The following is an 18,719-nucleotide window of genomic DNA, read 5'->3' as shown; positions in this document are numbered from 1 at the left end:
GTTCCTCACAGACGTTCGAAGGAGCGGCGGAGCTCCCAGTCGGTCACCGCGGCGTCGAAGGCTTCGAGCTCGACCCGCGCCATGTTGCGGTAGTGCGCGACGACTTCGGCGCCGAACGCGGACTTGGCGATCGGGCTGTTCTCCCAGAGTTCGGCGGCTTCCCGCAGCGTGGTGGGGACCTGCTCGTATCCGGCCGTGTACGCGTTCCCGGTGCACTCGTCGGGGAGTTCGAGCTGCTGCTCGATGCCGTACAGACCGGCCGCGACGAGTCCCGCGACGGCCAGGTGCGGATTGACGTCGCCGCCGGGCAGCCGGTTCTCGAAGCGCATCGAGCGGCCGTGGCCGACGACGCGGAGCGCGCAGGTGCGGTTGTCGTAGCCCCAGGCGACGGCGGTCGGCGCGAAGGAGCCGGGCTGGAAGCGCTTGTAGGAGTTGATGTTGGGCGCGTACAGCAGCGAGAAGTCACGCAGCGCGGCCAGCTGTCCGGCCAGGAAGTGCCGCATGACCGGCGACATGTCGTGTTCCTGGTCGTTTCCGTCCCCCGCCATCACATTGCGGCCGTCGGCGTCCTGGAGCGAGAGGTGGATATGGCAGGAGTTGCCCTCGCGCTCGTTGTACTTGGCCATGAAGGTGAGCGAGACACCTTCCTGGGAGGCGATCTCCTTGGCGCCTGTCTTGTAGACGGCGTGCTGGTCGCAGGTGACCACGGCCTCGTCGTACTTGAAGGCGATCTCGTGCTGGCCGGGGTTGCACTCGCCCTTGGCGGACTCGACGGTCAGGCCGGCCGCGGCCATCTCGTTGCGGATCCGGCGCAGCAGTGGTTCGATCCGGCCGGTGCCGAGGACGGAGTAGTCGATGTTGTACTGGTTGGCCGGGATGAGGTCGCGGTAGTTGCGGTCCCAGGCCTCCTCGTACGTGTCCCGGAATACGATGAATTCGAGCTCCGTGCCCACATGCGCGGTGAAGCCGTGCTCGGCGAGGCGCTCCAGCTGGCGGCGCAGCACCTGGCGGGGAGCTGCGACGACGGGTGAGCCGTCGTTCCACGCGAGGTCGGCGACGAGCAGAGCGGTGCCCTGGTTCCAGGGGATCCGGCGCAGTGTGGTGAGGTCGGGATGCATGGCGAAGTCGCCGTAGCCGCGCTCCCACGAGGACATCTCGTAGCCGTCGACGGTGTTCATCTCGGTGTCGACGGCGAGGAGGTAGTTGCAGCCCTCGGTGCCGTGTTCCAGGACCTCGTCCAGGAAGAAGGGTGCGGCGAACCGCTTGCCCTGGAGCCGTCCCTGCATATCGGGGAAGGCCAGGACGACTGTGTCGATCTCGCCGCTCGCGACGAGGGTGCGAAGCTCCTCGACCCCGAGCGGGGGTTTGCGGTCTGCCACGGGATTACGCCTCCTTGGGTCAGCCGGAAGCCATAAGGTATTACTGAAGACCATTGCATGGGAAGAGGAAACGGCGACGTGGTGAAGAAGAGTGAACCGGCAGACCCGCTGACCCCCGTGTTGCGCCCCGTGCGGGCGGGCAACGGCTTCGAAGAGGCGCTGGAACAGATTCTTCAGCTGCTGCGCCTCGGGCTGGTCCCGAGCGGGGACCGGCTGCCCGCCGAGCGCGAGCTCGCGGAGCGGATGGGGATCAGCCGGGTCACGCTGCGCGAGGTACTGAAGGTGCTGACCGACCAGGGCCTGGTGGAGAGCAGGCGCGGCCGGTACGGCGGCACGTTCGTGCTGCACCGCCCCGACGCCCACGGCGAGGACGAGCTTCGCCGGCGCGTGGCGGACGTGGACGTCGAGGACACCCTGCGCTTCCGCGAGGTGCTTGAGGTGGGGGCCGCCGGGCTGTGCGCGGCGCACGGATTGACCGACGAGGGCATAAAACGCCTGCGTACGGCCCTTGCCGCAACGCACGACGCACCGCTGACCGAGTACCGGCGACAGGACACGCTGCTGCATCTGACCCTCGCCGAGCTGTCCGGATCACCCACGCTGACCGCGCAGTACGCCGCGGTGCGGGCGACGCTGAACGATCTACTGGACTGCATTCCGCTGCTCGTACGGAATCTGGAGCACTCGCAGCATCAGCACACGGCGCTGGTCGAGGCGGTCCTGGACGGGGACGCGGACGCGGCGCGCGAGGTGATGCGGGAGCACTGCGAGGGCACGGCGGCACTGCTGCGCGGCTTTCTGTCCTGACCCCCGGCCGCTGCTCATCCGTAACCTCGGGTTTACGCAGGGGGCTTGCGCATTCCCGAAGACTGCCGCAATGGTGTCCGCACAAACCTTTGACCTCTGCCAGGAGCGACCCCATGGCCGAAGGCACCACCACACACGACTCCTCCCCCTCCTCCTCCCCGGCCGACGACGCCTATATGAACCGGCGCACCCTGCGCAGGGGCAGCGCCGGCTGGCTGCTTCTCACCGGGCTCGGCGTCGCCTATGTCGTCTCCGGGGACTTCTCCGGCTGGAACATCGGCCTGTCCAAGGGCGGCTTCGGCGGACTCGCCGTCGCCACGCTGCTGATGGGCGTGATGTACGCCTGCCTCGTCTACGCGCTCGCAGAGCTGTCGGCGATCCTGCCGACGGCGGGCGGCGGCTACGGCTTCGCCCGCCGCGCGCTCGGCACCTGGGGCGGGTTCCTGACCGGCACCGCGATTCTCATCGAGTACATCCTCGCGCCGGCCGCGATCTCCATCTTCATCGGCGACTACGTCGAATCGCTCGGCCTGTTCGGCCTCGAATCCGGCTGGCCGGTCTATCTCGCCTGCTTCGCGATCTTCATCGGGATCCACCTCTGGGGCGTCGGCGAGGCGCTGCGCTTCAGCCTGGTGGTGACGGCGATCGCCGTCGCGGCGCTGCTGATCTTCGCGGTCGGCGCGTTCACCGACTTCAGCGCGGGCGGGCTCGACGACATCCCGGTCGACAAGAACGCGTTCGGCTCGGGCTCGTGGCTGCCGTTCGGGCTGCTGGGCATCTGGGCGGCGTTCCCCTTCGGCATGTGGTTCTTCCTCGGCGTCGAGGGCGTGCCGCTGGCAGCGGAGGAGGCGAAGGACCCGGTGCGCTCCATGCCGCGAGCCCTCTCGATCTCCATGGGCATCCTGGTGCTGCTGGCCGTGCTGACCTTCTTCGCCTCTACCGGCGCGCGCGGCTCGAACGCCATCCAGGAGGCCGGAAACCCGCTGGTGGTGGCGTTGCAGGGGGATGGCGATCCGACGCCGCTCAGCCGCTTCGTCAACTACGCCGGTCTCGCGGGCCTGGTCGCGTCCTTCTTCTCACTGATCTACGCCGGCTCGCGCCAGCTCTTCGCGCTCTCCCGTGCGGGCTATCTGCCCCGCTTCCTCTCCCTCACCAGCCGTCGCAAGTCGCCGTACCTGGGGCTGCTGATCCCCGGGGCGATCGGCTTCGCGCTGGCGGCGGGGACGGGGAACGGGGCCCGGATGCTGAACATCGCGGTCTTCGGCGCGACGATCTCGTACGCGCTGATGGCGCTGTCGCACATCGTGCTGCGGCGCCGGGAGCCGGGTCTGGAACGCCCGTACCGGACCCCGGGAGGCGTGCTGACCTCCTCGGTGGCCTTCGTCCTCGCCCTCTCGGCGCTGGTGGCGACGTTCCTGGTGGACAAGGACGCGGCGTTCATCGCGCTGGGCGTCTATGCCGTGGCCCTCGCCTACTTCGCGATCTACAGTCGCCATCATCTGGTGGCGCGCGCTCCGGAGGAGGAGTTCGCGGCGCTGGCGGCGGCCGAGGCCGAGCTCGAACGTAACTGACTCGCACGCTCGAACGTCCTCGAACGTCCTCGAACGTCCTCGAACGCAACTGAACGGGATCTGCGGGAAACGGAGTCACAGTGTCCAAGCCGCTCATCGGTGTCACGACGTATCTGGAACCGGCCAAGTGGGGAGTGTGGGAGATGCCCGCGGCGCTGCTGCCCGCCGGATACCCACGCCTCGTCCAGGCGGCGGGCGGCCTGGCCACGCTTCTCCCACCGGACGACCCGGCCGCGGCCGAGTCGGTCGTGGCCCGGCTGGACGGTCTTGTCATCGCGGGCGGCGCGGATGTCGAGCCCATACGGTACGGAGCCGAGCCCGACCCCCGCACGGGCCCGCCGGCGCGGGAGCGGGACTCCTGGGAACTCGCCCTGATCCGGGCGGCGTTGGCGTCGGGGACACCACTGCTGGGGATCTGCCGGGGGCTGCAGCTGCTGAACGTCGCGCTGGGCGGGACGCTGGTGCAGCACCTGGACGGGCACGTGGGGGGTGTGGGCGTGTTCGGCCGGCACACGGTGAAGCCGGTGCCGGGGACGCGGTACGCGTCGATCGTGCCGGAGGAGTCGTCGGTCCCGACGTACCACCACCAGTCGGTGGACCGCCTGGCCGACACCCTCGTGGCGAGCGCGTATGCGCAGGACGGCACTGTGGAGGCGGTGGAGCTGGCGGACGCGGGGTGGGCGCTGGGGGTGCAGTGGCACCCGGAGGCGGGGGATGACGAAAGGGTGATGTCATCGCTGGTCGCGGCGGCGTCGGCGGTCTGACCACGCGGCGGAGCCGCACATCGATACAGCAGGAAATCGATACAGCGGGAAGGAGCGACGTGGGGGCAAGCCCGCCCCAGGCGATCGACGCGCCGGAACCCGGTGTCACCCCGCCGTCGGCCGTCCCCTCGTCAGCGTGAGCAGATCCCGCGCCGGCCCCGTCGGCCGGTGCGACGTCGGCCAGACCGCACGCAGGTCCCGGTGAAGGCCCACCTCCTCCACCGGGACCGCCGTCAGGCGGCGCGCCGCCAGTTCCTCCGTGACCGCCAGCTCGCTCAGGACCGCCGGGCCCGCCCCACTCACCGCCGCCGCCTTGACCGCTGTCGTGGAGGCGAGTTCGAGCAGGGGTTCCGCGAGGCCGCCGCAGGCCGACAGCGCCGAGTCGAGGACCTGGCGGGTGCCCGAACCCCGTTCACGGAGGATCAGCGGGGTTGCCGCCAGCTCCGCCGGGGTCAGCGGTGCCCGGCGCCGGGCCCACGGATGGCTCGGGGCCGCCACCACCAGGAGGCGGTCGTGGCCGATGACCGCGCCGTCCAGGCCCTGCGGCACGGACAGGCCCTCCACAAAGCCCAGATCCGCCTCGCCCGCCAGCAGCCGCCGCGCCACCATCGCCGAGTTTCCGGCCAGCAGCGAGACCGCCGTGCCAGGCCGCTGCGCGCGGAGCGCGATCAGCCAGCCCGGCAGCAGATACTCCGCGATCGTCATCGAGGCCGCCACCCGCAGCCGCGAGTCCCGCCGCCCACGCAGCGCCTGCGCCCCCGCGTCGAACGCCTCCGCCGCCTCCACGACCCGCCGCGCCCAGTCCGTGACCAGCGCCCCCGCGTCCGTGAGCCGGGACCCGCGCGGTGACCGGTCCACCAGCGCGACCCCCAGCTGGCGCTCCATCGAGCGGATCCGGCTGCTCGCGGCCGGCTGGGTGATGCCCAGCTCACGCGCCGCACGCCCCAGGCTGCCGTGCCTCGCGACAGCAAGCAGCAACTCCAGCGCACCCAGATCCGGCACCCGGTGCGCAAGCGGCACCCGCTCTTCTTCGCCTTCGCTCATAAACCCAGCTTATGGGGCCATAGGAGAACCATCCCTGGTGGTGAGCCATGCCCGGCGCGAGTGTGGGGAGATGGTCATCGCCGTGCAGCCCCACCGCCACGCCACCGCGTCCACCCTCACCACCGTACGGCTGCCGTCGCTCCGCCATTTCGGCCCCAACTGGTACGCGACCGTCATGGGCACCGCCATCGTCGCGAACGCCGGGGTCGGCCTCCCTCTCGACGTCCCCGGCCGGCGTACCGCCTGCATCGCCGTCTGGGCGCTGTCCGCCGCCCTGCTCGCCCTCGTCCTGGCCGCCCGCGCCGCGCACTGGGTCCACCACCGCGACCAGGCCCGCGCCCACCTCGCCGACCCGGCGATCGCGCCCTTCTACGGCTGTCTGTCCATGGCGCTGCTGGCCGTCGGCATCGGCACCCTGACGGTCGGCGAGGATGTGATCGGCGAGCCCGCAGCGGTGACGACCGCGGCCGCCCTCTTCATCGCCGGCACCCTGATCGGGCTCACTGCCGCCGCAGTCGTCCCGTATCTGATGTTCGTACGCCAACGGGTCGCGCACAGCGCCGCCTCACCCGTCTGGCTGCTGCCCGTCGTCGCCCCGATGGTCTCCGCCTCCCTCGGCTCCCTCCTGGTCCCGCAACTGCCCGCCGGGCAGTGGCGGGAGGGGCTGCTGCTGGCGAGCTACGCCATGTTCGCCCTCAGCCTGCTGGCCACGCTGATCATTCTGCCGATGCTCTTCTCGCGGCTGTTCCACCACGGCCCGCTGCCGCTCGCGCTCACGCCCACGCTCTTCCTGGTGCTCGGCCCGCTCGGCCAGTCGACGACCGCGGTCAACAAACTGGCGGACGTGGCCCCGGCCGCGATCCGGGCCCCGTATGCCGAAGCGCTCGGCACCTTCGCCGTGATCTACGGCGTCCCGGTGATGGCCTTCGCCCTGCTGTGGCTGCTGCTCGCCGGCGCGACGGTGGTGCGGGCCGCGCGGGAGGGCATGCCGTTCGCGATGACCTGGTGGGCCTTCACCTTCCCGGTCGGCACCTGCGTGACCGGCGCGGAGGGTCTTGCGCACCACACGGGCCGACTCGCCTTCGACTGGCTCGCGGTCGGCCTGTACGCGTTCCTCGTCACGGCCTGGGCGGTGGCCGGATTTCGTACGCTGCGCGGCCTGTTCAGCGGTGCGCTGCTCCCCACACCCACTGGGCATTGCTGCCGGCCTGCTGCCTCAACCTCTCGGAAGGGCGACGGTGAACTCGATGTCGACCGCGTCGCGGAGTTTGAGGGCGCCGAAGAAGCCTGAGTACGGCTTGATGCCCCACTGGGACTGCACCAGGCTCGCGGTACCTGCGACGGTGACGTCGTCCCGCTGCCGCACCTCCAAGCGCAGCGGGCGGGTCTGCCCGACCAGGGTCAGCTCACCCTCGACGATTGCGCTGTCGTCGTGGACCTCCGCGCGCGTGGAGGTGAAGGTCGCCTCGCGCTGGCGATCGACCTTCAGCAACTTGTGCATCGTCTGCTGGATCTGTTGCTTGTCGCCGTCGCTGAGCGGTTTAACCCCGCCGGTGCCCTCCAGAACCTTCAGCGCACCCAGATCCACGCGTACGGACAGCGCGGGCTGCACGGCGGAGTCCGGGGGCACGGTGATGTGGCCTTCCCAGACAGTGGCCTCGATGAGCAGGTCATGTCCGACCCTTGCGGCAACGCCCTGGCGGAAGGTACGCACCAGCAACCGACCGGTGTGCTGCCCAATCTCGTACTCACCTGCTGCTACGGCCACGGTTTCAGCCTACGACTGCGCCTGGTCGTCGGCCAGCTGCCCTGAAGTCGGCGGTAGCAAGGCGGACTATAGGGTCGTCCCGTGAAGATTCGGTTCGGTCGCCCCGACATCTCTCGTTACGCGGACCGCTTCGACCTGCCCGAGGCTGATCAAGGGCTGTCCGTCACCTTCCTGGGCGTGTCCACCCTCCTCGTCGGTGACGGGACCTCAGCCGTCATGACCGACGGATTCTTCTCGCGCCCCTCACTCCTGGCCGTGGTCGCGCGACGCATCGCCCCGAACCATGCGCGTATCGACGCCGCTTTGGAGCATGCTGAGGTGACGTCACTCGACGCTCTCGTCCCCGTACACACCCACTTCGACCACGCCATGGACTCGGCGGTGGTCGCTGCCCGCACCGGAGCCCGTCTGGTCGGTGGCCCCTCTGCGGCCAACGTCGGACGTGGCGGCGACCTGCCCGACGACAGGATTGTGCGCGTCACGCACGGCGAACAAGTCGGGTGCGGAGCCTTCACGTTGACCTTCGTCGAGTCCCGTCACTGCCCACCCGACCGGTACCCCGGGGCCATCAACGACCCCGTCGTGCCGCCGGTCATGGCATCGACGTACCGCTGCGGCGAGGCCTGGTCCCTCCTCCTCCAGCACACCGGCGGCCGCAGCGCACTGATTCAGGGGAGTGCAGGCTTCGCCCCAGGTCTCCTGAGCGGGCGGTCGGCCGACGTGGTCTACCTCGGCGTAGGACAACTGGGCCTTCAGGACGAGGATTACATCCGGACCTACTGGAAGGAGACGGTCGAGGCGGTAGGTGCTCGTCGGGTCATCCTCATCCACTGGGACGACTTCTTCCAGCCACTCAGCAAGCCCCTGCGCGCACTGCCCTATGTTGGCGACGACCTCGACCGAACCATGCGTGTCATCGACCGACTCGCCACTGCGCAGGGTGTCTCGTTGCACTTTCCCACCCTGTGGAGGCGTGAAGACCCCTGGTCCGGGCTGTAGTCACCGCAAACAGGGGCCTGCAGGCTCGCTCGCCGTCGTCATCCCTCCCACTGAGAACGAAGCCGCAGGACTGCATCGGCTTGTCGCAGCGCCGCGCTGAGCACGCCGGGCGCCTCCGCCAGCGACGGCCCGTACCAAGTGAGATGGCGCCCGCTGACCAGCGCGGCGGACAGCGCCGGAAAGGCCTCGGGCCCGTCGTCCGCCGCGAAGCGGTACGGCTCGTCGGGGAGGACCGTCAACTGGGCGCCGCAGTCCCGCAGTTGGTCCAGCGGGATACGCGGATAGCGTTCGGGGTGTCCCGCGTACACATTGCGGACGCCCAGCCGGCGCAGCAGATCACCCGCGAACGTGTCGCGGCCGAGCACCATCCACGGCCGCCGCCAGATCGGTACGACCGCCGGCAGCTCCCCCATCGGCCGAACAGCCGACCATGCCTCCTGTGCCTCATCCAGCCAGCGCGGCCGGGTCAGTCCGCAGCCGCCCACCAGCACCCGCTCCAGTTCGCGGAACGCCTGCTCCAGGTCGCGTACCTCGGTCTCGAGCACCTCGATGCCAGCCGCCCGCAGCACGGCCAGGTCGGGCGCCCGGTTCTCCTCCTCGTTCGCGATCACGAGGTCGGGGCGCAGTCGGATCACCGCCGCCGTGTCCGGGTTCTTGGTGCCGCCGATCCGTACGACGTCGAGACCGGCGGGATGGCTGCACCAGTCGGTCGCCCCCACCAGCAGCCCGGGCGCGCTGACGGCCACGGCCTCGGTCAGCGAGGGCACCAGCGAGACGACGCGCACTAGGGCTCCTACTTCTCGGGCGTCTCGATGTGGTCGGAGACCGTCACGACGACGATCCGGGTATCGGCGGAGGTGGCGCGCCACCGGTGCCGTACGCCGCCGGAGAGGAAGAGCGTGTCGCCGCGCGCCAGCCGGTAGGCGCGGCCCTCCGCCTCGACCTCCGCGGTGCCGTCCGCGACGTACATCAGCTCGTCGTTGGGGTGCTGGAACTCGCGGCCCGCATCCTGCTCCCCGATGAACTCCAGGGCCTGCAGTTGATGACGTCCGCGCACAAGCCGGCGGGTCCTGGCGGCGGGCGGAAGCGCGGCCTCGTCCCAGCCTCGTACGACGTTAACCGTGCGTGTGGCGTCGGATGCGGCGAGCAGCCGGGCGGTCGTGGTCTCCAGGGCGTCCGCCACCCGCTGGAGCGATTGCATGCTGGGACGGGCCCGCTCGTTCTCGATCTGGCTGAGGAAGGGCACAGAGAGGCCACTGCGCGCCGCTACTGCGGCGAGCGTGAGGTCCAGGGCACGGCGGCGCCTGCGCACGGCCACGCCCACCCGAAGAGGTTCCTTCGGGTCCTTCGCGTCCTTCGCGTCCATCTGCCGGGCTCCCCTTCCCTGGTCATGTCTCACCTTACGCAGCTTCCGGCTCTGGTTTCGCGCGGAGCCCACTCCTCCGGGCGGGGCTGCCGGAGCACGCGAAGGGGTGGTCCCCGCCATCGGCGGGAACCACCCCTGGTGCGAGCGGGAGGCTGCTGCTGCCAATTTCTGGGCTGCTCCTGCTTCCGAGGCTGCTCCCACTTCTTGGGCGATCCCCCTCGCGGGAGCGGCACGGCGGGCGGCTTCCGGTGGGGTGCGGCCGGCTGTCAGTGCGGTGCGGCATCATCGGGGCTGTGACGCGACGCCTGATGCTCCTCGACACCGCTTCCCTGTACTTCCGGGCCTATTTCGGGGTCCCCGACTCGGTCCGGGCTCCCGACGGCACACCGGTGAACGCCGTGCGCGGGCTGCTCGACTTCATCGCCCGGCTGGTCCAGGACCACCGCCCCGACGATCTGGTCGCCTGCTGGGACAACGACTGGCGGCCGCACTGGCGTGTGGAGCTGATCCCTTCGTACAAGGCACATCGCGTCGCCGTCGAGACGGAGAAGGGTCCCGACGAGGAGGAGGTCCCGGACACCCTCTCCCCGCAGGTGCCGGTGATCATCGATGTGCTGGACGCCCTCGGCATCGCCCGGATCGGCGCCGACGGCTATGAGGCGGACGACATCATCGGCACCCTCACCGGCCGCGCCACCGGGCCGGTCGACATCGTCACGGGCGACCGCGACCTCTTCCAGCTGGTGGACGATGCGCGCGGTCGGCGGGTGCTGTATCCGCTCAAGGGCGTCGGGACGCTCCAGGTGACGGACGAGGCCTGGCTGCGCGAGAAGTACGGCGTCGACGGCCCGGGATATGTCGATCTGGCCCTGTTGCGCGGCGACCCGAGCGACGGGCTGCCCGGTGTCCCGGGGATCGGCGAGAAGACGGCCGCCAAGCTGCTGGACTCGTTCGGCGATCTGGCCGGGATCATGGCGGCCGTCGACAATCCGCTCGCCAAGCTGACACCTTCGCAGCGCAAGCGCCTTGACGAGGCCAGGGAGTACGTCGCCGTCGCGCCCAAGGTCGTACGGGTGGCGTCGGACGTGTCGCTGCCGGACTTCGACCCCGCGCTGCCGTCCGAGCCGCATGATCCGGCGACGCTTGACGAGCTCGCGGCCCGGTGGGGCCTGGGCGGCGCACTGCAACGGCTGCTGTCCACACTTCACGGCTGAGGTGTTAACTTAGGCAAGCCTAAGCAGAGCACGAGTTCAGGGGAGACCGCCGTGGCAGATCGACCGGCCCGCAAGGCACCAAAGCCCTACGAGACGCAGGTGGTCCGCACCGAGCAGCTCACCCCGCACATGGTGCGCGTCGTCCTGGGCGGCGAAGGGCTCGCCCGCTTCGCCATGGACGGATTCACCGACCACTACGTCAAGCTGCTGTTCGCGCCCGAGGGCGTGAGCTATCCGGAGCCGTTCGACATGGACCGGATCCGGGAGGAGTTCCCGCGCGAGCAGTGGCCCGCCAACCGCACCTACACGGTACGGAGCTGGGACCCGGCCCACCGCGAGCTGACGGTCGACTTCGTGGTGCACGGCGACGAGGGCCTGGCGGGCCCCTGGGCGGCAAGGGCACAGGTCGGCGACACGATGCGCATTCTGGGCCCGGGCGGCGGCTATGCGCCGGATCCGGCCGCGGACTGGCATCTGCTGGTCGGCGACGAGAGCGCACTGCCCGCGATCGCGGCCTCGCTGGAGCAGATGCCGGCGGGCGCGGTCGTGCACACCTTCGTCGAGGTGGAGGGTCCCGATGACGAGCAGAAGGTCGTCACGCCGGACGGGATCGAGATCACCTGGCTGCACCGCGGCGACGGCCCGGTCGGCGATGCGCTGGTGGCGGCCGTTCGCGGGCTCGACTTCCCCGAGGGCAGTGTGTGCGCCTTCGTCCACGGCGAGGCGGCGTTCGTGAAGGAGCTGCGCCGCCATCTGCGGCTGGACCGGCAGATTCCGCGCGAGCAGCTGTCGATCTCGGGGTATTGGCGGCTCGGCAAGACGGACGAGGCGTGGCGCGAGGTCAAGCGCGAGTGGAACGAACAGGTGGAGCGCGAGCAGGAGCAGTCGGCCTGACGCACCCCTGCTCGCACTCTGCTTCCGCGCGGACCCCTGGCTGAGCTCAGCCGGGGGTTTCGTCGTTCTCGGTCCTGCCGTTGCCGGTCTCGGCGCCCTCGTCGCCCTCGTACACGCGGGCGGAGCAGTCGGCCTGCGCGAGCCGCCGCAGCGACGCGAACACGGCGTCCCCGAGCACCGTGCCGATCACCACGCTCTCCACCAGGTCGTCAAGACCGGCCCGGCCTGCGACATAGGCCAGGTCGGCCCGCGCGACATGCTCCGCAGCGTCCGCGTAGGCGTCGAGCACCGAGGAGAAGGCCCCGTGGCCGACCCTCTCCAGCGCCGCGAGCGCCGCGGCCAGCGCCTCGGCGGCCGGGTAGCCGTCGTCGACCAGCCAGCCGCGTCGGGCGATCAGCTCACGCACTTCCTCGCGTGCCGAGTCCAGTTCGGCGTCCGGCTCCTCGTCGGCGTACTTCGGGACGATCAGATCCGTGGCCACTCCGAGCACCTTGTGCACCGACCGGTCCGGGTCGTCGACCGCCGCCAGGACGTCCGCGATGGCCGCCACCTTCAGTCCGCCGACATCCAGCAGCGCGCGGATAAGCCGCAGCCTGCGCTCGTGCGCATCGTCGTAGCTCGCCTGGTTCGGGCTCGTCAGCCGGCCGGCCGGGAGCAGCCCTTCGCGTACGTAGTACTTGATCGTCGGCACCGGAACACCGGTCCTGCGGCTCAACTCGCCAATGCGCACTACCCGTTCACCCTTCCGCCCTTGCCAAGGCCACATCCCATCATAGATAGTTCCACTATCGGATAGCAGATAGTGCCACTATCCATTCTCCCAAGGGAGGGGATTCCTCATGCCTTCATGGCGCACATGGCATCGGCCACTCATGATCTTCACGGCGTCGATGGCGGTCCTCACGGTCGTCTCGGCGGTGGGCATGCTCGTCGACGACCGGGTCCTGGTGGGCTCGCCGATCTGGTTCAAGCCCCTGAAGTTCTCGTTCTCACTAGGGCTCTACGCGCTGACGCTGGCCTGGATGCTCTCGCTCGCCACCCGCGGCCGCCGGGCGGGCTGGTGGGCGGGCACGATCGTCGCCCTGACCGGCGCGATCGAGATGGTGATCATCACCGGGCAGGTGATCCGCGGCAAGCGCAGCCACTTCAACTTCGAAACCGACCTCGACGGCACGCTGTTCACCATCATGGGGGCCACGATCGTCGTCCTCTGGATCAGCTCATTCGTCATCGCGATCCTGCTGTTCCGCTCCCGGCTGGCCGACCGCGCGTCCGCCTGGGCGATGCGGCTCGGCGCTGCCATCGCCCTCGTCGGAGCCGGGCTCGGCAATCTGATGACGCAGGCCACGCCCGAGCAGCAGGCGGCCGGCGGCCGAGGCGTCTCCACCATCGTGGGTGCGCACAGTGTCGGCGTGCCGGACGGCGGCCCCTCGATGCCACTGACGGGGTGGTCGACCACCGGCGGGGATCTGCGCATCCCCCACTTCGTAGGCATGCACGCCCTGCAGGTGCTGCCGCTCTTCCTGCTCGCCCTGATCGTCCTCGCACCACGGGTCGCCCGGCTGCGCAACGAGCGCATACGGCTGCGGCTGGTGCTCGTCGCCGCGGGGACGTACGCCGCGGTGCTCGCCGTCGTCACCTGGCAGGCGCTGCGCGGCCAGCCACTGATCCACCCGGACGGCGCGACGCTGACCGCCGCGGCCGTGATCCTCGTCGCCGCAGCCATCGGCTCGTACGCCGCCCTGCGCACAACGCACGTACCCGACAAGGCAGTCGACATCGACAAGGAGCTCGTGGCATGACCGGTTTTCTCTTCGAACTCTCCTTCTGGCTGGCGAGCCCGGTCTGGCTGCTGATGATCTTCGCGCCCCGCTGGCGCCCCACCGCCCGGATCGCTGCCTCGCCGCTCACCGTCGTCCCGGTCCTGGTCGTCTACTTCACCATGGCCATCCCGGTCTTCCCCGAGCTCTGGGCGGCGGTCCGCAGCCCGGACATCGACGGATTCAGGGATCTGACCCTCCTGGCGAACGGCGCCGGGGCGATCTGGGCGCAGGTCATCGCCTGGGACCTGCTCCTCGGCCAGTGGATGTTCCTCGAGGCGAGGCGGCTCGGCATCCGCCCGCTGGTGATGAGCCCGCTGCTGGTCCTGACGATTCTGCTGTCGCCCGTCGCCCTCGTCGTCTTCCTGATGCTGCGCGCGGGGAAGGCCCGGTCCCGGGCCGCAGCGGGGCACCGGGCCGTACAACCGCTGTAACCCAGGTGGCGGGCGCCATCACGCGGGACCGGCGTGAAAGCATCTGCGGACCCGGACCAATCCACTCTCCCCTCGGCTCCGAATGCCTGGTGAAATCTGTCCGGACAACATGCCCGCACAGTGGAGGAAGCCGCGTGAACAAGGCAGTACCGATAGGCGGCCCGGCCTCGACGGGAACCGACCTGCAGCAGCTGTTGAGCCTGGTCGCCCGTGGCGACCAGGAGGCCTTCTCCCGGGTGTACGACGCGGTCTGCGGTCCGGTACTGGGGCTGGTGCGTGCCGTGCTGCGCGACCCGGCCCAGTCGGAGGAGGTGACCCAGGAGGTGCTGATCGAGGTGTGGCGTACCGCGGCGCGCTTCCAGCCTTCGCGCGGCTCGGCGATGACCTGGATCCTCACCCTCGCCCACCGCCGGGCGGTGGACCGGGTGAGATCGTCCCAGGCATCCACCGACCGCGAGCGGCGGGCGGCGCTGCTGGCGCAGACCCCCGCGTACGACGAGGTCACCGAACAGGTCGAGGCCCGCCTGGAACGTGAACAAGTACGGCGCTGCCTGCGCACCCTGACCGAGCTGCAAAGGCAGTCGGTGACGCTCGCGTACTACCGCGGGCTGGCCTACCGGGAAGTGGCCGAACTGCTCTCCGTGCCGCTCGGCACGGTCAAAACACGACTGCGCGACGGGCTCATCCGGCTGCGCGACTGCCTGGGGGTGAGCGCATGACCACGGCGGATCTGCACACGCTGACCGGCGCCTATGTGCTGCACGCGCTGGCGCCCGACGAGCGTGCCGAGTTCGAGCGGCATCTGGGGGTGTGCCCTGCCTGCGCCCAGGAGGTGCGTGAACTGGCCGCCACCGTCAGCAAGTTGGGCCTCGCGGTGGCCGTGACGCCGCCGCCCGCGCTCAAGCAGCAGGTACTGCGGCGGGTCTCCGCCGAACGCCAGGATCCACCGCGCATCTCGCGGCGGGCAGTGCCCAGCAGGGCCAAGCGCGGCCGGGCGCTGTCCCGGTTCGTGCTGGCCGCCTGTCTCGCCGCTGCCGCCGCGTTCGGCGGGGTGGCCTTCTGGCAGCACCAGGAGGCGACGGACGCACGCCTGCAGGCGCAGCGCGCGCAGCAGCGGGCCGAGGAGCTGGCCCTGGTGCTCGCCGCGCCCGACACCAGGGTGAGCACGGCGAAGCTCCCGGACGGGGCGCGGGGCACGATCGTCGTCTCGCACAGCAGGAACAAGGCGGCGTTCCTCACGTCCGGGCTGCCCAAGCCGCCGCAGGGCAAGGTCTACCAGCTCTGGTTCAACGACGCGGGAGTGATGCGTCCGGCGGGTCTGATGGACCCCGCCGTCACCAATAACGCCGTACTGATGGACGGACCTTTGAACGCCGCGTCGGGCATGGGCATCACGGTCGAACCGGCGGGCGGCTCGCCGAAGCCGACCACCGACCCGCTGGCCTTGATGAACTTCCCGGTCTGATGCGGCTGCGGCCCGACGCACCTCCCCGTCTGACGCACCTCCCGTCTGACACACCTCCGACTGACGCACTTCCGACTGACGCACTTCCGACTGATGCACTTCCCCGCCTGAGGAAGGACCCGTATGAGCGTTGCGGTGATGCTGTTCACCTCCGATCTGCGGCTTCATGACCAGCCGGCGCTGTGCGCCGCGGTGCGCGAGGCGGACGAGGTGGTCCCGCTGTTCGTGCTCGACCGGGGCGTGCGGCGGGCGGGCTTCGACGCGTCCAACCGGCGCGCCTTTCTCGCCGACTGCCTCGCGGCGCTGGACGCCGGGCTGCACGAGCGCGGCGGCCGGCTGGTGATCCGTGCCGGCGAAGTCGTCGAGCAGGTCTGCCGGGTGGTCGTCGAGAGCGGCGCGCGCGTGGTGCACATCGCGGGCGGGGCCAGCGCCTACGCCCTGCGCAGGGAGCGGCGGCTGCGCGAGGCACTGAAGGCGATCCGGTGCGCCCTGCACGTCCACGACGGGGTGGTCACGGCGCTGCCGCCGGGGCAGGTGACGCCCGTGGACCGCGACCACTTCGCGGTGTTCACGCCGTACTTCCGCAGGTGGGAGGCTGCCGGGCTGCGTGACGCGGTTGCCGCGCCGCGCGCCGTGTCGGTGCCCGAGCTGGCCGGCCTTCCGCTGCCGCGGCGCAGCTCGGTCGCCGGTACGTCGCCCGGGCTGCCCAGGGGCGGTGAGCCGGAGGCCCGGGAGCGGCTGCGCCGTTGGCTCGCCGACGAGAGCGGCGGCATCGGGGCGTACCACCAGCGCCGCGACGATCTGGTCGGCCCCGCCACGTCCCGGCTCTCCGCCCACTTCCACTTCGGCACGCTGTCCGCCACGGAGGTGGTGCAGCGGGCGCGCGGCAAGGGCGGCCCGGGTGCGGACGCTTTCGTGCGCCAGCTGGCCTGGCGGGACTTCCACCACCAGGTACTGGCTGCCCGGCCGGGCGCGGCCCACGCCGACTACCGTGCGCGCGGCGACCACTGGTTCCGGGACGAGAAGGAGATCACCGCGTGGAAGGAGGGCCGGACCGGCTCCCCGATCGTGGACGCGGCGATGCGCCAGCTGCGGTACGAGGGTTGGCTGCCCAACCGCACACGGATGCTGGTGGCGAGCTATCTCACCAAGACGCTGTACGTGGACTGGCGCGTCGGCGCCCGCCACTTCCTGGATCTGCTGGTGGACGGGGACATCGCCAACAACCAGCTCAACTGGCAGTGGGCGGCGGGCACGGGGACCGACTCGCGCCCCAACCGCATCCTGGACCCGCTCGCGCAGGCGAAGCGGTTCGACCCGCACGGCGAGTATGTGCGCCTGTGGGTCCCGGAGCTGGAGGGGCTGGCGGGCCCCGCCGTCCACCAGCCCTGGAAGCTGGACGGCCTGGAACGGGCCCGCCTCGACTACCCGGACCCGCTGGTGGACCAGGACGAACGCAGGGCGCGGCTCGAACGGGGCCGGAGCCTGCACTGATCGCGCCGGGCCGGGCGTCGGGGCCCGCGGCCCCCGGAGCGGTCACATCCGGGGGGCTGTGGACCACGTCCACACCTGGGGCAGCGGAGCGGCCGGGACACCCTCGGCCGCACAGCGGTCAAGCGCCCGCGTCACCGGGCTTGGTCAGCAGCAGTTGCTGCACATCCAGGTACCCGGACCTGAAGCCCGCTTCGGAGTAGGCGAGATAGAACGTCCACATCCGGCGGAACGTCTCGTCGAAGCCGAGGGCGCCCACCTCGGCGGCGTGTGCGGTGAAGCGTTCGCGCCACAGGCGCAGCGTCTCGGCGTAGTGCGGGCCGAAGCCGTCCCGCTCGGCCACGCGCAGCGTGGTGCAGCGCGCGACGAGCTGCTCGATCGCCTCGGTCGAGGGCAGCAGGCCGCCGGGGAAGATGTACTTCTGGATCCAGGTGTACGTACCGCGGGAAGCCGGCAGCCGCTCGTGCGGCATGGTGATCGCCTGCAGGGCGACCCGTCCGCCGGGTGCGAGCAGCCGATCCAGTGTCATGAAGTACTCGGGCCAGTACTCCTCGCCCAGAGCCTCGATCGTCTCGACGCTGACGATCGCGTCGAAGCGGCCGAGCACCTTGCGGTAGTCGCGCAGCAGGACGGTGACACGGTCCTGAAGGCCCGCGCCCCGGATGCGCCGCCAGGCCAGCTCCTGCTGCTCCCGCGAGCGCGTGACGGTCAGCACACGCGCGCCGCGCCGGGCCGCCTGGATGGCCAACTCGCCCCTCCCGGTGCCGATTTCGAGCAGTTGGGTACCGGACCCGACCTGGGCGAGATCGAGCAGCCGGTCGATCTTGCGATGCTGTGCGGCGGCCAGCAGATGATGCTGTGCCGGGAAGCCGCGGAAGAGGGCGGAAGAGTACGACAGGGTCTCGTCGAGGAAGAGCGCGAACAGCTGGTTGGGGAGGTCGTGGTGGTGGCTCACGTCGGCGCGGGCGCCCTCGGCGGTGTTGCGCTGCGGGGCCGGTTGCCTGGGCGCCCAGGCGCCGCGCAGCCGCTGAAGCGGCTCGGGGACGAGGGTGGCGGCGTGTTCGGCGAGCACGGTCAGCACACCGACGAGATCGTGGGCCTCCCACTCGCCGGCCATGTACGACTCGCCGAAGCCGATGAGGCCGCATGCGCCGACGCGGAGGAAGAGGGCGTCCGGGTCGTGCACGTCCATCAGGGGGCAGCCGTGACCGACCGGGTGGCCGCCGCCGAGCCGCACGCGCAGCGGCAGCCGGCCGAGCGCGTGCCGCACGAGCCGTTCTGCGACAGCCGTCCGGAGCCGGGAGTACTTGGGCAGGGCGGCCACGTCGGGCCAGCGCCGCGCGTCGACGGACGCGGTGCGCGGGGACGCCGGGGACAGGGACACGGTCACTTCACACCCTCCTGGGGCAGCTGACGGGGACGGGGCTGGACGGGCAGTCCGCGCAGGCCGGGCAGTCCTGGCAGTCCGCGCAGGAAGAGGCCCATGCCATGAGGCCGGACGGCGGCGGACACGGCGAGGGTGGCCCAGGGATTGCGCCGGGCGGTACGCAGCAGGCACGCCGCCGTTCCACTCTCATTCCCGCTCCCTCCGGGCCGGCCTCGGGCACCGCCCCTCGGTGGGCATTCGGCGCGGTGGGGGCGCTGGATTGGTCGGGCGGCAGATCTTTCGCCGAGCGGTGGCCGGGGTGAGGGAGCGTGAGGAC

19 protein-coding genes are annotated in these 18,719 nt (G+C 70.7%); 12 read left to right on the top strand and 7 right to left on the bottom strand.

Going from position 1 to position 18,719, the window contains the following annotated elements:
* Window positions 1–5 precede the first annotated feature (5 nt).
* Window positions 6–1,379 carry a glutamine synthetase family protein gene (locus OG729_RS32200; protein ID WP_405809415.1) on the bottom strand — a complete coding sequence of 458 codons (1,374 nt, stop codon included), beginning with the start codon at window positions 1,377–1,379 and terminating at the stop codon, window positions 6–8.
* 57 nt (window positions 1,380–1,436) lie between these two features.
* Here OG729_RS32200 and OG729_RS32195 point away from each other — a divergent pair, with 57 nt between their 5' ends.
* The 3 genes from OG729_RS32195 (at window position 1,437) to OG729_RS32185 (ending at window position 4,521) form a co-directional block, all read left to right on the top strand.
* A complete protein-coding gene (locus tag OG729_RS32195) occupies window positions 1,437–2,186 on the top strand; it encodes an FCD domain-containing protein (protein ID WP_360876157.1) in 750 nt (249 codons plus the stop codon).
* Between the two features lie 113 nt (window positions 2,187–2,299).
* The gene (eat, locus tag OG729_RS32190; protein ID WP_405809413.1) at window positions 2,300–3,757 is read left to right on the top strand and encodes an ethanolamine permease; all 1,458 of its coding nucleotides are present in this window, start codon (window positions 2,300–2,302) and stop codon (window positions 3,755–3,757) included.
* Window positions 3,758–3,837: 80 nt separating this feature from the next.
* Window positions 3,838–4,521, top strand: coding sequence for a gamma-glutamyl-gamma-aminobutyrate hydrolase family protein (locus OG729_RS32185; protein ID WP_405809411.1), 684 nt, complete (start codon window positions 3,838–3,840; stop codon window positions 4,519–4,521).
* A gap of 105 nt (window positions 4,522–4,626) precedes the next feature.
* On the opposite strand, the gene OG729_RS32180 is transcribed toward OG729_RS32185, so the two are convergent.
* Window positions 4,627–5,565, bottom strand: a complete 939-nt coding sequence (locus OG729_RS32180; RefSeq protein ID WP_360876151.1) for a LysR family transcriptional regulator — start codon at window positions 5,563–5,565, stop codon at window positions 4,627–4,629.
* Between the two features lie 70 nt (window positions 5,566–5,635).
* Here OG729_RS32180 and OG729_RS32175 point away from each other — a divergent pair, with 70 nt between their 5' ends.
* Window positions 5,636–6,856: a TDT family transporter gene (locus OG729_RS32175; RefSeq protein ID WP_405809409.1), complete on the top strand. Its 1,221-nt coding sequence runs from the start codon at window positions 5,636–5,638 to the stop codon at window positions 6,854–6,856.
* Here OG729_RS32175 and OG729_RS32170 read toward each other — a convergent pair.
* Window positions 6,782–7,333, bottom strand: coding sequence for a YceI family protein (locus tag OG729_RS32170; protein ID WP_360876147.1), 552 nt, complete (start codon window positions 7,331–7,333; stop codon window positions 6,782–6,784). The two genes, OG729_RS32175 and OG729_RS32170, sit on opposite strands and share 75 nt — an antisense overlap.
* A gap of 81 nt (window positions 7,334–7,414) precedes the next feature.
* Here OG729_RS32170 and OG729_RS32165 point away from each other — a divergent pair, with 81 nt between their 5' ends.
* On the top strand, window positions 7,415–8,332 hold the full coding sequence (locus OG729_RS32165) for an MBL fold metallo-hydrolase (protein WP_405809407.1): 918 nt from the start codon (window positions 7,415–7,417) through the stop codon (window positions 8,330–8,332).
* A gap of 38 nt (window positions 8,333–8,370) precedes the next feature.
* Here the strand turns inward: OG729_RS32165 and OG729_RS32160 are convergent, their stop codons facing one another.
* Window positions 8,371–9,117, bottom strand: coding sequence for a helical backbone metal receptor (locus tag OG729_RS32160; RefSeq protein ID WP_405809406.1), 747 nt, complete (start codon window positions 9,115–9,117; stop codon window positions 8,371–8,373).
* Between the two features lie 8 nt (window positions 9,118–9,125).
* The gene (locus tag OG729_RS32155) at window positions 9,126–9,698 is read right to left on the bottom strand and encodes a helix-turn-helix domain-containing protein (protein ID WP_360876141.1); all 573 of its coding nucleotides are present in this window, start codon (window positions 9,696–9,698) and stop codon (window positions 9,126–9,128) included.
* A 308-nt stretch (window positions 9,699–10,006) separates the two neighbouring features.
* On the opposite strand from OG729_RS32155, the gene OG729_RS32150 reads away from it, so the two are divergent.
* Complete coding sequence (locus tag OG729_RS32150; protein WP_405811366.1) at window positions 10,007–10,912, top strand: 5'-3' exonuclease H3TH domain-containing protein; 906 nt, start codon at window positions 10,007–10,009, stop codon at window positions 10,910–10,912.
* Window positions 10,913–10,963: 51 nt separating this feature from the next.
* The gene (locus OG729_RS32145) at window positions 10,964–11,806 is read left to right on the top strand and encodes a siderophore-interacting protein (RefSeq protein ID WP_405809404.1); all 843 of its coding nucleotides are present in this window, start codon (window positions 10,964–10,966) and stop codon (window positions 11,804–11,806) included.
* A 46-nt stretch (window positions 11,807–11,852) separates the two neighbouring features.
* Here the strand turns inward: OG729_RS32145 and OG729_RS32140 are convergent, their stop codons facing one another.
* Window positions 11,853–12,536 (bottom strand): MerR family transcriptional regulator, encoded by a 684-nt coding sequence (locus tag OG729_RS32140; protein ID WP_405809402.1) that lies wholly within the window; start codon window positions 12,534–12,536, stop codon window positions 11,853–11,855.
* A 142-nt stretch (window positions 12,537–12,678) separates the two neighbouring features.
* Between OG729_RS32140 and OG729_RS32135 the strand changes: the two genes are divergently transcribed.
* From OG729_RS32135 to OG729_RS32115, 5 genes are all read left to right on the top strand, one after another.
* On the top strand, window positions 12,679–13,608 hold the full coding sequence (locus tag OG729_RS32135; protein WP_405809401.1) for a hypothetical protein: 930 nt from the start codon (window positions 12,679–12,681) through the stop codon (window positions 13,606–13,608).
* Window positions 13,605–14,060: an ABA4-like family protein gene (locus OG729_RS32130; RefSeq protein WP_405809399.1), complete on the top strand. Its 456-nt coding sequence runs from the start codon at window positions 13,605–13,607 to the stop codon at window positions 14,058–14,060. Before OG729_RS32135 ends, OG729_RS32130 begins: the two co-directional genes overlap by 4 nt.
* 134 nt (window positions 14,061–14,194) lie before the next feature.
* Window positions 14,195–14,779 carry a sigma-70 family RNA polymerase sigma factor gene (locus OG729_RS32125; protein WP_360876133.1) on the top strand — a complete coding sequence of 195 codons (585 nt, stop codon included), beginning with the start codon at window positions 14,195–14,197 and terminating at the stop codon, window positions 14,777–14,779.
* Window positions 14,776–15,525, top strand: a complete 750-nt coding sequence (locus OG729_RS32120) for an anti-sigma factor domain-containing protein (RefSeq protein WP_405809397.1) — start codon at window positions 14,776–14,778, stop codon at window positions 15,523–15,525. The genes OG729_RS32125 and OG729_RS32120 overlap by 4 nt, the downstream gene beginning before the upstream one ends.
* A 123-nt stretch (window positions 15,526–15,648) precedes the next feature.
* Entirely contained in the window at window positions 15,649–17,019 is a 1,371-nt protein-coding gene (locus OG729_RS32115; protein ID WP_405809396.1) for a cryptochrome/photolyase family protein, read from the top strand.
* 118 nt (window positions 17,020–17,137) lie between these two features.
* On the opposite strand, the gene OG729_RS32110 is transcribed toward OG729_RS32115, so the two are convergent.
* Complete coding sequence (locus OG729_RS32110; protein WP_405809394.1) at window positions 17,138–18,406, bottom strand: class I SAM-dependent methyltransferase; 1,269 nt, start codon at window positions 18,404–18,406, stop codon at window positions 17,138–17,140.
* Window positions 18,407–18,719: the final 313 nt, after the last annotated feature.

It is taken from the genome of Streptomyces sp. NBC_00210 (assembly GCF_045160975.1).
In the GTDB taxonomy this organism is placed as follows: domain Bacteria; phylum Actinomycetota; class Actinomycetes; order Streptomycetales; family Streptomycetaceae; genus Streptomyces.
Note: the sequence above shows the minus strand (reverse complement) of the source record. Positions and strands in the feature narration are given on the sequence as shown.